Annotated in this window: 10 protein-coding genes and 1 pseudogene; 10 read left to right on the forward strand and 1 reads right to left on the reverse strand. The window is 28.9% G+C overall.

Annotation, left to right across the window (positions count from 1 at the left end; translation table 11 throughout):
• The first annotated feature begins 119 nt into the window (after window positions 1–119).
• From kdpA to AC2JAQ_RS06605, 7 genes are all read left to right on the forward strand, one after another.
• Entirely contained in the window at window positions 120–1,856 is a 1,737-nt protein-coding gene (gene kdpA, locus AC2JAQ_RS06575) for a potassium-transporting ATPase subunit KdpA (protein ID WP_488458495.1), read from the forward strand.
• Between the two features lie 13 nt (window positions 1,857–1,869).
• The gene (gene kdpB / locus AC2JAQ_RS06580) at window positions 1,870–3,936 is read left to right on the forward strand and encodes a potassium-transporting ATPase subunit KdpB (protein WP_488458496.1); all 2,067 of its coding nucleotides are present in this window, start codon (window positions 1,870–1,872) and stop codon (window positions 3,934–3,936) included.
• A gap of 14 nt (window positions 3,937–3,950) precedes the next feature.
• Window positions 3,951–4,547, forward strand: coding sequence for a potassium-transporting ATPase subunit KdpC (kdpC, locus tag AC2JAQ_RS06585; RefSeq protein ID WP_488458497.1), 597 nt, complete (start codon window positions 3,951–3,953; stop codon window positions 4,545–4,547).
• An 11-nt stretch (window positions 4,548–4,558) separates the two neighbouring features.
• Window positions 4,559–7,261: a DUF4118 domain-containing protein gene (locus AC2JAQ_RS06590; RefSeq protein ID WP_488458498.1), complete on the forward strand. Its 2,703-nt coding sequence runs from the start codon at window positions 4,559–4,561 to the stop codon at window positions 7,259–7,261.
• The gene (locus tag AC2JAQ_RS06595) at window positions 7,236–7,949 is read left to right on the forward strand and encodes a response regulator (RefSeq protein WP_488458499.1); all 714 of its coding nucleotides are present in this window, start codon (window positions 7,236–7,238) and stop codon (window positions 7,947–7,949) included. Before AC2JAQ_RS06590 ends, AC2JAQ_RS06595 begins: the two co-directional genes overlap by 26 nt.
• A 1-nt stretch (window position 7,950) precedes the next feature.
• Window positions 7,951–8,322 carry a hypothetical protein gene (locus tag AC2JAQ_RS06600; protein ID WP_488458500.1) on the forward strand — a complete coding sequence of 124 codons (372 nt, stop codon included), beginning with the start codon at window positions 7,951–7,953 and terminating at the stop codon, window positions 8,320–8,322.
• 237 nt (window positions 8,323–8,559) lie between these two features.
• Window positions 8,560–9,528 (forward strand): hypothetical protein, encoded by a 969-nt coding sequence (locus tag AC2JAQ_RS06605; RefSeq protein WP_488458501.1) that lies wholly within the window; start codon window positions 8,560–8,562, stop codon window positions 9,526–9,528.
• Window positions 9,529–9,666: 138 nt separating this feature from the next.
• On the opposite strand, the pseudogene yjeM reads toward AC2JAQ_RS06605, so the two are convergent.
• Window positions 9,667–11,277: pseudogene (yjeM, locus tag AC2JAQ_RS06610) on the reverse strand (glutamate/gamma-aminobutyrate family transporter YjeM); the annotation flags it as partial.
• Window positions 11,278–11,582: 305 nt separating this feature from the next.
• On the opposite strand from yjeM, the gene AC2JAQ_RS06615 reads away from it, so the two are divergent.
• The 3 genes from AC2JAQ_RS06615 (at window position 11,583) to AC2JAQ_RS06625 (ending at window position 15,473) form a co-directional block, all read left to right on the forward strand.
• On the forward strand, window positions 11,583–12,029 hold the full coding sequence (locus AC2JAQ_RS06615) for a rhodanese-like domain-containing protein (protein WP_488458502.1): 447 nt from the start codon (window positions 11,583–11,585) through the stop codon (window positions 12,027–12,029).
• A 336-nt stretch (window positions 12,030–12,365) separates the two neighbouring features.
• Window positions 12,366–12,488, forward strand: a complete 123-nt coding sequence (locus tag AC2JAQ_RS06620; protein ID WP_423239830.1) for a CPC_1213 family protein — start codon at window positions 12,366–12,368, stop codon at window positions 12,486–12,488.
• A 498-nt stretch (window positions 12,489–12,986) separates the two neighbouring features.
• Window positions 12,987–15,473, forward strand: a complete 2,487-nt coding sequence (locus AC2JAQ_RS06625) for a CoA-disulfide reductase (RefSeq protein ID WP_488458503.1) — start codon at window positions 12,987–12,989, stop codon at window positions 15,471–15,473.
• Window positions 15,474–15,739: the final 266 nt, after the last annotated feature.

Raw genomic sequence — 15,739 nt, forward strand, 5'->3', positions numbered from 1 at the left:
AAATATAATAAATTAAGGAAAGGGGGAGAGAAAGATGAAATTCATTTTAATCATTATGGGATTAACATCCTTAATATTATTTATTTATCTTTGGTATATATTGCTTAGGGGGGATAGAAATGAGTAATGCAATTTTACAATATTCGTTATACTTAATAATCTTAGTTTTATTAGCGATTCCATTAGGAAAATATATTGGAAAAGTCATGAATGGAGAAAAGGTATTTTTATCAAAATTAATATTACCTTGTGAAAACTTTATATATAAGGTACTAGGGATTAATGAAGAGGAGATGGACTGGAAGAAATATTCATTATCAGTTTTAGCATTCAGTGCTATAGGCTTTATATTCTTGTTTATTTTGAATTTGTTCCAAGGAGTATTGCCATTAAATCCTGAAGGAATAGAAGGAACTTCATGGGATTTAAGTTTTAATACAACAGCTAGTTTTATTACAAATACAAATTGGCAGGCTTATTCTGGTGAAAGTCAATTAAGTTATTTAACTCAGATGCTTGGCTTGACAGTTCAAAACTTTTTATCAGCAGGAACTGGAATTGCTGTTTTATTTGCTTTAATAAGAGGATTTACAAGAGTAAATAAAAATGGGTTGGGAAACTTTTGGAGAGATTTAACAAAAAGTGTTCTTTATTTATTAGTTCCTCTTTCAATAATTCTTTCAATATTATTAGTTTCACAGGGAACAGTACAAAATTTTAAATCTTATGAAGAGGTAGCTCTTTTAGAAGAAATTGTTTTAGATGATGGGAGTATAGTTACTAGTCAAATAGTTCCTCAAGGCCCGGCAGCCAGTCAGGTAGCTATAAAACAGCTAGGAACTAATGGTGGTGGATTCTTTGGGGTAAACTCAGCACATCCTTTAGAAAATCCAACAGCCTTTTCAAATTTATTAGAAATGTTATCTATACTTTTAATACCTGCATCTCTTTGCTTTACTTTTGGTAGAAATGTAAAGGATAAAAGACAAGGGAGAGCTATATTTATAGCTATGTTTACCTTACTTGTTGTTGCACTATGCATAATTGGAATAAGTGAAGCTAATGGAACACCACAATTAGTTCAAAATGGAGATGTAAATTTAGGTTATATAGATCAGAGTGGTGGAAATATGGAAGGTAAAGAAAGTAGGTTTGGAGTAGTTGGCTCCAGTACATGGGCAGCATTTACTACAGCGGCATCTAATGGTTCTGTAAATTCTATGCATGATAGTTTTACTCCAATAGGAGGAATGATTACAATGCTTTTAATGCAACTTGGAGAAGTTGTGTTTGGTGGTGTTGGATGTGGTCTTTACGGAATGATAGCATTTGCAATAATAACTGTATTTATAGCAGGGCTTATGGTTGGAAGGACACCAGAATATTTAGGTAAAAAAATAGAACCTTATGAGATGAAGATGGCTATGCTTATATGTTTAGCAACTCCTATTGCTATTCTCATAGGAAGTGCATTAGCAGCTATTAATCCAGAAGTAATAAATAGCTTAACTAATTCAGGTACACATGGCTTTTCAGAAATTTTATATGCCTATTCTTCTGCAGGAGGAAATAATGGATCAGCCTTTGCTGGACTAAGTGCTAACACGGTATTTATAAATGTAACTATAGGATTAATAATGTTATTTGTTAGGTTTGTTCCTATGATTGCTACACTTGCTATTGCAGGTTCTTTAGTTAAAAAGAAAAAAGTTGCAACTAGTATCGGAACATTACCAACTCATAATTTGTTATTTATAGGCTTGTTAATTTTTGTAGTCTTATTAGTAGGTGCTTTAAGCTTTTTCCCGGCCCTTGCTTTAGGCCCAATAGCTGAGTTTTTGCAAATGATTGCTTAAGGAGGAGAAAAATATGAAGGAGAAAGAAAATTCTTTATTTAATAGCAAAATGATTAAAAGAGCTATAAAAGATTCTTTTATAAAATTAAATCCAAAGATTCAATTACAAAATCCAGTAATGTTTATAGTATATATAGCTTCTATATTAACAACAGGTTTATATATATTTTCATTATTTGGAATAAAAGATAACTCGCCATCTTTTATATTAGGAATTTCGATTTTACTTTGGTTTACTGTTTTATTTGCTAATTTTGCTGAAGCTATTGCAGAAGGTAGAGGAAAGGCACAAGCTGATGCTTTACGTTCTGCTAAAAAAGATATTTCAGCTAATAGAATAGATTCTATAGAAACAAAGGAAAGAGTTATTAAGGTTAATTCAACTGAGTTAAGAAAAGGAGACTTAATAATAGTAAAAGCTGGAGAGCAAATACCAGCTGACGGAGATGTAATTTATGGAGCAGCATCAGTAGATGAGAGTGCAATAACAGGAGAATCAGCCCCTGTTATAAGAGAAAGTGGTGGAGATAGGAGTGCCGTAACTGGTGGAACTCAAGTTATATCAGACTATATAGTGATTAAGGTAAGTAATAATCCTGGAGAAAGTTTTATGGATAAGATGATAGCTATGGTAGAAGGAGCTTCTAGGAAGAAAACTCCAAATGAAATAGCTCTTCAAATATTATTAGTTTCTCTTACAATAATATTTTTAGTTGTTACAGTATCATTATATGCTTATTCAGAATTTGCTTCAAATCAGAGTGGAGTTATAAATAGTACTTCAGTAACTTCATTACTAGCTTTACTGGTTTGTCTTGCGCCTACAACAATAGGAGCCTTACTTTCTGCTATTGGAATAGCTGGAATGAGTAGATTAAATCAAGCTAATGTTCTAGCTATGAGTGGAAGAGCTATCGAGGCTGCAGGAGATGTTGATATTTTAATGTTAGACAAAACTGGGACAATTACCTTAGGAAATAGACAAGCTAGTGAATTTTTACCTGTAGATGGAGTTGATATAGAAGAGCTTGCAGATGCTGCTCAATTATCATCTTTAGCAGATGAAACTCCAGAAGGAAGAAGTATAGTTATCTTAGCAAAGGAACAGTTCGGAATTAGAGGAAGAAATTTAAGTTCTTCAAATGCTAATTTTATTGAATTCACTGCTAAAACAAGAATGAGTGGAGTTGATTTTAATGGAGATGAAATAAGAAAAGGATCAGCAGATTCCATTAAAAAATATATAACTGAAAAGGGTGGAGTTTTTTCTGAGGAATGTGAAAAAAAGGTTGAAGAGATTGCTAAAAAGGGTGGGACTCCCTTAGTAGTAGCTAAAAATTATAAAATTCTAGGAATAATTTATTTAAAAGACATAGTAAAAAGAGGAGTTAAAGAAAAATTCTCTGATTTAAGAAAAATGGGGATAAAAACAATAATGATAACTGGAGATAATCCGCTTACGGCAGCGGCCATTGCAGCAGAGGCTGGAGTTGATGATTTTTTAGCAGAAGCTACTCCAGAAGGTAAATTAAATATGATAAGAGATTTTCAAAAGAAGGGACATTTAGTAGCTATGACAGGGGATGGAACTAATGATGCACCAGCATTAGCACAGGCAGATGTGGCTGTAGCTATGAATACAGGAACACAGGCAGCTAAAGAGGCTGGAAATATGGTAGATTTAGATTCATCGCCAACTAAATTAATAGATATAGTAAGAATTGGAAAACAACTTCTTATGACTAGAGGAGCACTTACAACTTTTAGTATAGCAAATGATATAGCAAAATATTTCGCTATAATTCCTCCACTTTTTATAGGATTATTTCCTGAACTTTCAAAGTTAAATATTATGAATCTTAAAAGTCCAGAAAGTGCAATATTATCAGCAGTTATATATAATGCTTTTATAATAATCCTTTTAATTCCCTTAGCTCTTAAGGGTGTTAAATACAGGGAAGTTCCAGCTAATAAGCTATTATCAAGGAATTTGTTTGTATATGGACTAGGAGGTATTATAGCTCCATTTATAGCTATAAAAGGTATAGATATATTAATAACAATGTTAGGTATAGTTTAAAAAGGAGGATTAATATGAAGATTATTAAAAAGTCTATTTTGGCTGTTTTGATTTTTACAATATTATGTGGGATAATTTATCCAGTTTCAACAACAGTATTAGCACAAGTTTTCTTTAAGGAAGAGTCCAATGGAAGTATTATAGAAATAGATGGTAAAAAATATGGGAGTGAATTATTAGGTCAACAATTTACAGATGACAAATATTTGTGGGGAAGGATTATGAATATAAATGTAGAAATATTTAAAGATGATAATGGAAAGCCATTAATGTATTCATCACCATCAAATTTAAGTCCAGCAAGTGAAGAGTATGAAAATTTAGTAAAGGAAAGAATTGAGAGAATAAAAAGTTCTAATACAAGCAAGGGTGATGAACCTATTCCTGTAGATTTAGTAACTTCATCAGGAAGTGGATTAGATCCACATATATCTGTTGCTGCAGCAAAATATCAAGTAGATAGAATTGCTAAGAAAAGAAATTTAAGTATAGATTATGTTAATGAAATAATAGATAGATATACTACTGGAAGGTTTTTAGGTGTTTTTGGAGAGAAGGTAGTAAATGTTTTAGAAGTGAATTTAGCATTAGATGGGATATTAAAAGAATAGGGGGATTATAAATGAGAGAAGCTCGTCCAAGTCCAGAGCAGTTACTAAAGGAAATTAATATAGAAGAAAAAAATGAAAAAAGGGGAAAACTTAAAATTTTCTTTGGGTATGCTGCTGGTGTAGGTAAGACATATGCTATGTTAGAGGCAGCACACTCAGCTAAAAATATGGGGATAGATGTTGTTGTTGGATATGTTGAGCCACATACAAGACCAGAGACTGTAGCACTTTTAGAAGGGTTAGAATTGCTACCTAATTTAGAAATATCATATAGAGAAATGATATTAAAGGAATTTAATTTAGATATGGCTTTAGATAGAAAACCAGATCTAATAATTGTAGACGAGTTAGCTCATACAAATGTTAAGGGTCTTAGACATGAAAAGAGATATAGTGATATAGAGGAGTTATTAGATGCTGGAATAAATGTTTATACCACTCTTAATGTTCAACATATAGAGAGTTTAAATGATGTGGTGGCATCTATAACTAATATAGTTGTTAAAGAAAGGATACCTGATAGAATATTTAAAAATGCTTTTCAAATTGAATTAATAGATGTAGATCCATCAGTTCTAATGGAAAGATTAAATGATGGGAAAATATATGTTAAGGATCAAGCTAAAAAGGCATTAAAGAACTTTTTTATAAGAGAAAATTTAGTTGCTTTAAGAGAATTAGCCTTGAGAGAAACTGCTAATAGTGTAAATAAAGAGGTTATGATAAATAGAAATGAGAATGCTTATCATACTAATGAACATATATTAGTATGTTTAAGCTCCTCTCCTTCAAATGGTAAAGTAATTAGAACAGCAGCAAGAATGGCAGAAGCTTTTCATGGAAAGTTTACTGCTTTGTTTGTTGAAACAACTTCATCCAGGGAACTGAAGGAGGGAAATATTGAAAGATTAAGAGAGCATGTTAAATTAGCGAAAGAGTTAGGAGCTAAAATAGAAACTGTTTATGGCGATGATATTGCATATCAGGTTTCGGAGTTTTCTAAAATAAGTTCAGTTTCAAAAGTCATAATAGGAAGAACTAAGAAAAAAAGACATCTCTGGTCAAGACTTGGCATTGTGGATAGGCTAATAGAGTTAGCTCCAGAGTTAGATGTTTATATAATACCAGATGAAGAAGAAACAATAGAATATAGAAATAAAAATATTTTTAATAAAGAAAAGATAACAATTAAAGATTCTCTAAAGACTTTAGGGATTTTACTTTTGACAATTGGTATAAGTATATTTTTTGAAAATCTAGGCTTTAGCGAAGCGAATATAATAATTGTATTTATTCTAGGTGTTTTAATCATTGCAAAGGAAACCTATGGAAGAATATATGGAGTTTTATCTTCTTTATTTAGTGTTTTACTTTTTAACTTCTTCTTCACAGAACCTAAATTCACTTTTGATTCATATGATACAAGCTATATAGTTACATTTTTAATAATGCTTATATCAGCTTTAATAACTAGTACACTTACAAATAAAGTAAAAACACAAGCGAATAAATCAGCAATAACAGCATATAGAACTAATATTTTATTAGAATCTAGTAGTGAACTTGGAAGATGTTCAAATTTAGAGGAGATTATTTTAAAGTCTCAAGAACAAATAAATAGATTAGTAAAAAAACCAGTAGTGGTTTATAAATTGAAAAATGGACAAATTGAAAATATATATAATTATAAATTTAATGATGGAAGTGAATTAAGTGATAAATATATAAATTTAGATGAACAGGGAGTAGTAATCTGGTCCGTAAATAATAAGAAATATGCAGGAAGAGGTACAGACACATTACCAGGAGCTAAAGCAATGTATGTCCCTATATTAAGTCATGAGGATATAGGAATAGTAATAGGAGTAATTTTAGAAGAGGAAGAAGAATTAGAAGAAGGAGAAAAATCTTTACTAATTGCAATGATAAATCAGATATCTTTTGTAATAGATAATTATATTTTAGAAGAGGCAAAAAAAAGAGCTTTAATGCAGGCTGAAAATGAAAAATTTAGAGCAAATTTATTAAGATCAGTTTCCCATGATCTAAGAACACCATTAACTAGTATATCTGGAAGCGCAAGTTCCCTTTTAAATAATAATTTTGATGAAGACACTAAAAGAAAGTTGACATTAGATATATATGATGATTCAGTTTGGTTAATAAACTTAGTTGAGAATTTACTTTCAGTTTCAAGAATAGACAATGGAAATATAAATTTAAATAAAGAAGCACAATTGGTAGAGGAAATTATTTCAGAGGCCTTACAGCATATAGATAGAAAGTCCTGTGATTATGATATAGAGGTTGATTTAAAAGACGAATTGTTAATGGTTAATGTAGATGTGAGACTTATAATACAAGTGATTATAAATATTGTAGATAATGCAATAAAGTACACAGAAAAGGGTTCAAAGATAGAAATAAGAGCTTTTCCTAAAGGAGATAATGTGATAATTGAAATAGCTGATAATGGTAATGGAATTAGTAAAAAAGATAAGGAACATATATTTGACATGTTCTTTACTTCTAAGGAAAATAGTAGTGATAGTAGAAGAGGATTAGGATTAGGACTAGCTTTATGTAAGTCAATTATAAATGTACACCAAGGAGAGATATATGTAAAAAATAATAAACCTAGAGGAACTATAATTGGCTTTAGTTTGCAGAGAGTTGAGGTGAATGAAGATGAAGTCATCAATTTTGGTTATTGAAGATGAAAAGGCTATAAGAAATTTTATAACAGCCACATTAGAGATAAATTCATATGATTGCTATACAGCATCTAATGGCTCACAGGGAATAATTTTAGCTATATCTAAAAGACCAGATATTATAATACTAGATTTAGGGTTACCGGATATGGATGGTATAGAAATTATTAAGAAAGTAAGAGAATGGTCAAATTGTCCCATAATTGTAGTCAGTGCAAGAAGTGAGGACAAAGATAAAATTGAAGCATTAGATTTAGGGGCTGATGACTATTTAACTAAACCATTTAGTGTAGAGGAGCTACTTGCTAGAATACGGGTTGCTATAAGAAAAATGAATTATGATAGAAGTAACACTCAGGAAATACAAGAATTTATAAATGGAGATTTGCGGATAGATTATACTTCAAGATGTGTATTTTTAAATGAAGAAGAGGTGCACTTGACTCCAATTGAATATAAGTTATTGTGTTTGCTTTCTAAAAATGTTGGAAAAGTTCTTACTCATAACTATATATTAAGAGAAATTTGGTCTAGCACCTGTGAAAGTGATATTCCATCATTAAGAGTTTTTATGGCAACATTAAGAAAAAAACTAAATAAAAAGTCTATTAATACAAGTTATATTCAAACACATATAGGTGTTGGATATAGGCTACTTAGAATTCAAGACAAGGATAGTGAAGTTTAATATGAGTATTATAATTTCAAAATGCTTAATAGATGATTTGATAGAACAAGTTGATTTTATAAGAAAAAAGATAGAAAATATTAAAGAAAATATTTATATAAAAGAGTGTATAGATAAAGCAAAAAAATACATCCTTAATAAGGAGTATAATAATGCAGAATTATTATTAAAAAATGCTTTAATATTTAATAGTAGTTCAGCAGAAATAGAAAATTTACTTGGGATAATTGAAGAAAAAAGAGGAAATGTTTTGTTAGCACAACGATATTATAGAGCAGCATTAGCTTTTGAACCATGCTATTTGCCAGCAGATAATAATTTGAGAAGAACTGTTTTATATAATAGTGGGATTTTAAATTTTGATATGGGATAGAATAAACACAGAAATAACCTATATATTCAATTGTTTATTGACTATATAGGTTATTAATTATTTGAAATATGTTAAATAAATAGATTAAAAATAAAATATAATAAAAAAAATAATTATTTTTTTAAAAATTTAAAAATGAAAATGTTTAAATATGAAATTGAAAATTTGTTTTATTTTTAACAAATTTAATTAGTGTGATAAAATAAGTTAGAAATTTTAAACAAAGGATGTATTATTATGAGGTACAAAAGATACTTTATAGCACTTATGCTTATATTAGCTATGGTAGCTGTTGCGGAATATACAGGAGAAAGGGAAGTTATATTTCCAGAAGTAGCTGCACTTGTTGTAGGAGCCTGGGTAGTTGAAAAACAACCATGGAAGGTTAGTAAAATGGGATTAGTTTCACTTATGACATTGTGTTCTATAACTGGTGTACTTATAGTCAGATATGTACACTTAGGATTAACATTACAAGTACTTATTGGTTTAGTTTTTACAGGTTTATTATTAAAGCTTACTAAAACAACACTTGTTCCAATTATATCTGCTTGTATTTTACCAATTTTACTTAGAACTGAAACTTGGATATATCCAATATCTGTGTTTATACTTACTATGGTCATAGTATTAATTCAATATATTATGGAGGATAATAGTTGTAGTAAGATAGATGAAGTAAAGGAAGAAATAAAAGAAGAAATTGAGAATCTTGAAAAAAATCCAGCTTTAAGAAAAAAAGAATTTATAAAAATGGTTAAGATATTTTTTATAGTTGGAATATTAACATATTTTTCAGTAAAATTTAAAGAAACTTTATTAATAGCGCCGCCTTTAATAGTTACTTTTGTTGAACTTACTAATTGTCATTGTAAATTTAGAAAGCGTGCAAAAAGTTTATTTTTACTTTTTATAATAGTTGCTTTATTAGGATCATTTTTTAGATTAGGATTAAATGAATACTTAGGAGTACCCCTATGGATTTGTACGATTTTAGTTGTACTTAGTGCATTTGTTTTCTTTGAAGTCTTTAATATTCATTTTCCACCAGTAGCAGCAATTGCATTATTACCTATGCTTTTAGATAAAAGTCAGTTGCCATTTTATCCTATAGAAATAGGAATTGGATGCGCTCTTTTTATTCTAGTTGCTCTTTTGTTATTCAAAGAGGAAAAACAATGTAATATGAAATATAAGGTGGAATAAGTTGTTCATTAAAAAAATGAGTATAGAATTATAAAAATTCTATACTCATTTTTGCTATTTACTTTTATCATTTTTCTCAGTTATAGAAATAACCTCTTCTTCAGTTATAGAAGTAACTTCATGAAAGTTTGAATGGCCATCATTAGGGTTTTCTGAACCTATTAGACCTATTTCATCATTAGTAATATCCTCTTCTGCATTTTCAATTTTTTCAAGTTTATCATCAATTTTATTATTTATATTTGAAATCTTTAATTTTAAAACATTATTTTCATATCTTCTATATATTAGCCATGCTAATATTCCAAATACGATTGGACCTGAAAGCTGAAAAACCACAGCAGTATAATCTTTTTCTGGTAAAGTAAGAGGTTGTATTATTGTAAATAAGTTAGCAAAACCCACTGTTAATGTTACAATAATAGACCAAATCAATGAACTTTTATAGCTTTTAAAAACTTCAAAAGGTTTTTCTATTTCCTTTTTCTTTTTAAAGAATGGAAAAGCAAAGGATAAAAACATATAAGGTAATGTCATTGCTACATTTCCCATAAGTATTAAATAATTAAAGAATTTAGAAGAATCCTCTCCTCCCATTGAACAGCATAATACAAATATTATTACGGTTATACATTGAATCCACATAGCAGTAGCGGGCATTTTCTCTTTATTTAATATTGTCCATTTTTCAGGCCAAATATCTTTAGGAGTACCTTCTATTAATTGTTTTAAAGGAGAATAAGTTAATGCGAAAAAAGCACCTATAAGAGATAAAAACATTGAAAGTCCTATAAATCTGGCGAAAAAGTCACCTAAAAGTGTACAAGCATTAAGACTTAATCCAATTGCTTGACCAATATAAAAACCAAGATAATTTACTATAATATAAGCTATATTAGCCATATTTACATCTGGACCAGTTAAATCTCTATTCCAATTAACAAAAAATCCAATACAAAGTATTCCTATTGCATATCCTACAACAATTATAAATGCTGAAATTTTTATTCCTTTAGGAAAATTCTTTTTAGAATTCTCAGTTTGGTCAACCAATCCTCCAATTACTTCTAATCCACCATAAGCGAAGATTGCAAAAACAACAAAACCTAAAACTCCTAAAGGAGATTGGTATGATGGGTTTGGAGAATGAATAAATTCTTGAAGATTAAATCCCTGAGCAGTAGAGAATCCATTACTTACTAACACAATTAAACCACCAAGAGTTAAAACTACATTGGCTAGAGCTACAACTGTTCCACCTATGGATGTTATTTTTGAGATTTTATTTAGTCCTTTAGATGAAATAAAAGTTATTATAATAAGCAATATTATAGCCAATATAGCCATTGCACGAGGACCTTGTAATCCTAATATATTCCAAGATGCAGTAGTATCTTTTCCGAAGAGTACATTAGATAGCGGAATCCATATAGATGAAGATACAGATACCATCCATATTAGATTTGAGGAAAACCACATAAATGTTACTATAAAAGCAAATTTAGGATTTACGGATTTTGCCATCCAAGAATATATACCTCCTTTTTCTTTTCTAAAAGCAGCACCATATTCAGCCATCATAAAAGCATATGGAATAAAGAATAGAATGGCGGAAATTATATACCATATAATTCCACTATAACCCATTAAGTAGAATGTTCTTGGCATATTAGTAAAGCCATAAACCGATGTGAATATCATAAGTATCAAAGCTGTTAGGGTAAGTTTATTTTTTCCTTTTGATTCCATAAAATCACCTCTCATATATACTTGTAAAACCCTATTTTTTATAAGTATACAAATAATAACAATTAATTTAAAGTACAATATGTTAATAAATTCATTATTTGTTAACAAGAAGGAGATAAAAAGTTTTGTAAATTAATTTACATTTTGTGAAAATAAGTAAAGATTTTATGGTTTTAATGGTAAAGTAATAAAATTAATACAGAATAAGTAATTAAATATAATGTAAATAAAATTTATTTTTATTTGGTAATTTGATGAAGTTAGAAGAATATAATTAAATATCAATTGTTAGTAAGAGGTTTTAGATGAGCGAGTTTTTTAATGCTGAAAAAATGAAATTTATAGATAAGTTTTTTTATTATATAGATTATGAAGAAATATGTGAAAAAGATAAGTACTTAATTTTAGATTTAAGAACTTATAAAGAATTTAATTATAAACACCTAGAAAATAGTGTTCATTTTCCTTTACTAGATGATAAGAAGTCATTAAAATTAGAAGGAATGTTTGAGAATAAAACTTATTTTTCTACAATGATGAAGTCAATATTTTATATATTACCTAAGTTATATACAATAATTAAGAATATAAAGATATATGAAAAAAATAACATTGTTGTTTTAGCTTGTAGGCATGCCAGAATAAGGAGTAGAGGGATTTCAATGATTGCTAATATATTTGGTTCAAAAACGTTGGTACTTAAGTATGGAGTAAATTCCATATTAAAGATAAATAAAAAAGATGTACTATAATTACAGGGATAGCATAAAGAGTGACATTATATAATTTATCATAGAAAGTTTTTGGGGGATTTAATGTCTTTAAAAAATCAGAGAATCTTATGGATAATAGGAATGTTTTATTTTTTTATAGAAACCATATTTTTTTTCTTTGAAGGGTCTTATTTAGGATGGATAAGTATAATCATATGTTTTTTCCTAGGAGTCAATGTACTTAAGGTAAATAAAGAATTTAAAAATATATAAGTATTTTTAATGGATTTTAATTAAGTAAAATAGAGAGCAAAGTAAAGATATGGTAGGAATAAAGAAGGTGAATTTACACAATATATAATTGAGGTGATATTAATGAGTAAAAAAAATAACAATAAAAAGCACATAAATCATAATCCTCAGAGCGAGAGTGTAAAAGCTGTTTTTGGAGAACCAAAGGCGAAGAGTGATGAGTTTACTCCAAAGACTTTTAAGTAAGTTAAAAACCTCCTAAAAATATAGTAGCTGTCATTAAAATAGTAAAGGCAATTCTAAATGAATTGTCTTTACTATTTTATTTAATTCTTTAAATATTTATAGTAATAAAATTTTCTTAACCTATTTGCAAATTATAAATAACAATATTAACTAAACTTTATAATAAAAGATAATTATTAAGGAAAGTCAGAGAAGCATGAAAAGCCATATGATTTACCGAATACAAGACAAGACGTTGTGAACTTTGCCTTTATTGGTTTAATAACATCTTTAGCATGAATAAAATTATTAAAAAAGAAAAATAACAAGTAATATTAAAAGCATCTTCTTTACTAGTTAAAGAAGGTGCTTTTTTGTGTGTGATAAAGTCACAGAAGAAATACATATATTTTTTTATAATTACATTGTGAATTAGATAGATGGTTATAAGTCAGAAAGTTAAAAATTTACAAAATAAATCAATAAGAAACAATTTTATTTAAAGGAGAACTTATTATTATGAAAAAAAAGATTGTTATAGTTGGTGGAGTTGCAGGAGGAGCTTCCACTGCGGCAAGACTTAGAAGATTAGATGAAAATGCCGAAATAATAATGTTTGAGAAAGGCGAGTATATATCTTTTGCAAACTGTGGATTACCTTACTATATAGGAGAAACAATTGAAAATAGAAGTAATTTAATAGTTCAAACTGTAGAACAAATGTCAGATAAATTTAAATTAGATATAAGAAACTTAAGTGAAGTTATTTCAATAGATAAAGAAAATAAAAAATTAAAAGTAAAAAATAATAAAAATGGTGAGGAATATGAAGAAAGCTATGATATTTTAGTTTTATCACCAGGTGCTAAGCCTTTAAAACCAAGAATTAATGGCATAGATAAGTGTGATAATCTATTTACTCTTAGAAATATTCCAGATACAGATAAAATAAAAGCTTATGTAGATAATATTAAGCCTAAGCATGCTACTGTGATTGGTGGAGGTTTTATAGGTCTTGAGATGGCTGAAAATCTTCATGAAAGAGGGATTAAGGTAACCTTAGTTGAAGCTTCAAATCAAGTTATGGCACCTATAGATATTGAAATGGCAAGTATTATTCATGAACATTTAATAGATAAGGAAGTAGAATTGATATTAGAAGATGGAGTCTCCTCTTTTGAAGACTACGGTAAGAAAGTTATTTTAAGCAGCGGAAAAGTAATTAATACTGATATGATAATTCTTTCAATAGGGGTTAGGCCAGAAACTAAAATAGCTGAAGAGGCCGGTTTAAATTTAAATGAAAGAGGAGCAATAATTGTTGATAAAACAATGAAAACTTCAGATGAGAGTATTTATGCTTTAGGTGATGCTGTAGAGATTATGGACTTTATCAATAAAAAATCTACAATGATTCCTTTAGCTTGGCCGGCAAATAGGCAGGGAAGATTAGTTGCTGATAATATATGTGGAAAACATGTTGAATATAAGGGAACTTTAGGATCGTCAGTGGCTAAAGTTTTTGATTATACTGTTGCTTCAACTGGAAATAATGAAAAGACTTTAAAAAGGTTAGGATTAGAGTATGAAGCAATTCATATTCATCCATCTTCTCATGCTGGATATTACCCAGGGGCTTTTCCAATTGCATTTAAAATGCTATTTAATCCCAAAACAGGAGAAATATATGGAGCACAAGGTGTTGGAATGGAAGGCGTTGAAAAGAGAATAGATGTCTTAGCAACAGCTATTAAAGCAGGACTAAAAGTAGAGGATTTACAAGATGTAGAGCCTTGTTATGCACCGCCTTATAACTCAGCCAAAGATCCAGTAAATATGCTTGGATACTATGCTTCTAATATAATTGAAGGAAATGTAAAAACAATTCAATGGTATGAAGTTAATTTGTTGGATAAGGAAAATTCATTAATTATTGATGTTAGAGAAGAGTTCGAGCTTATGACTGGGAAGATAGAGAATTCTGTAAATATTCCACTTGGACAGTTAAGAGAAAGAATAAATGAAATTCCAATGGATAAAAAAATATATGTAACTTGTCAGGTAGGATTAAGAGGTTATATAGGATGTAGAATATTAGAGCAAAAAGGATATGATGTAACTAATATAGATGGAGGAATTAAGACTTATTTATCTGCAAAAAAATCAGAGAATGCTTTAAAGAATCAAGGAATTTTAGAAAAAGAAACTTTAGTCAATATAGAGGAGAAAAATATGGATTCAAAGGATATTGATTTAAATGATATAAAAGTAGATGTTAATTTAAATGCATGTGGTCTTCAATGTCCAGGACCTATAAAAAGAGTTTTTGAAGAGATTAATAAAATGAAAGAGGGAGAAATTTTAAAGGTTTCTGCAAGTGATCCAGGCTTTGTAAAAGATATAAAGAGTTGGTGTGAAAAAACAGGAAATACTCTTTTAAAAACAGGAAAGAATGATAAAAAAATTGTTGAGGCTTACATTCAAAAGGGAACTTTAGAATCTGCATGTATAAGAAAATATTCAGGTGATGTTACAAAAGATGGAGCTACTTTAGTAGTGTTTAGTGGAGATTTAGATAAGGCTATAGCATCATTCATAATAGCAACAGGAGCTGCTTCTATGGGGAAAAAGGTTACTATGTTCTTTACTTTCTGGGGGCTTAGTATATTAAAGAGAAAAGACAAGACAAAGGTTGAAAAGAAAACAATTGAAAAGATGTTTGATGCAATGCTTCCAAGAAATTCAGAAAAACTTCCTTTATCACAAATGAATATGATGGGAATAGGACCAGCTATGATAAAGAAAATAATGAAGGATAATAATGTTGATGACTTAGGAACATTAATAAAAAATGCTATTGATATGGGAGTAAATGTAGTTGCCTGTGCTATGAGCATGGATTTAATGGGAATAAAGAAAGAAGAATTTATAGATGGAGTTGAAATTGGAGGAGTTGCATCATATTTAGGAGCAGCTGAAGATTCAGGATTAAACTTATTCATATAAAATTTAATTCACAAATAATTTAATCATTAAGTAATAAAGAGTTAACTTTAATTTTGAAATAAGAAATTATTATTTTAGAAATAAAAGGAGTAATATGTTTACAGATATTACTCTTTTTATTTACAAAATTTTAAATTTATGTTGACTAAGGATAAAGTTTAAATTATAATAAAGTTAATTCATAGAAAAACACTAAGAATTAAACTTCAGATAAAGTAAAGGCTATGATTAGAAAAGTAGAATTAATTTCTTTATACAGAGAGAGT

This window comes from Clostridium sp. LIBA-8553 (genome assembly GCF_057782465.1).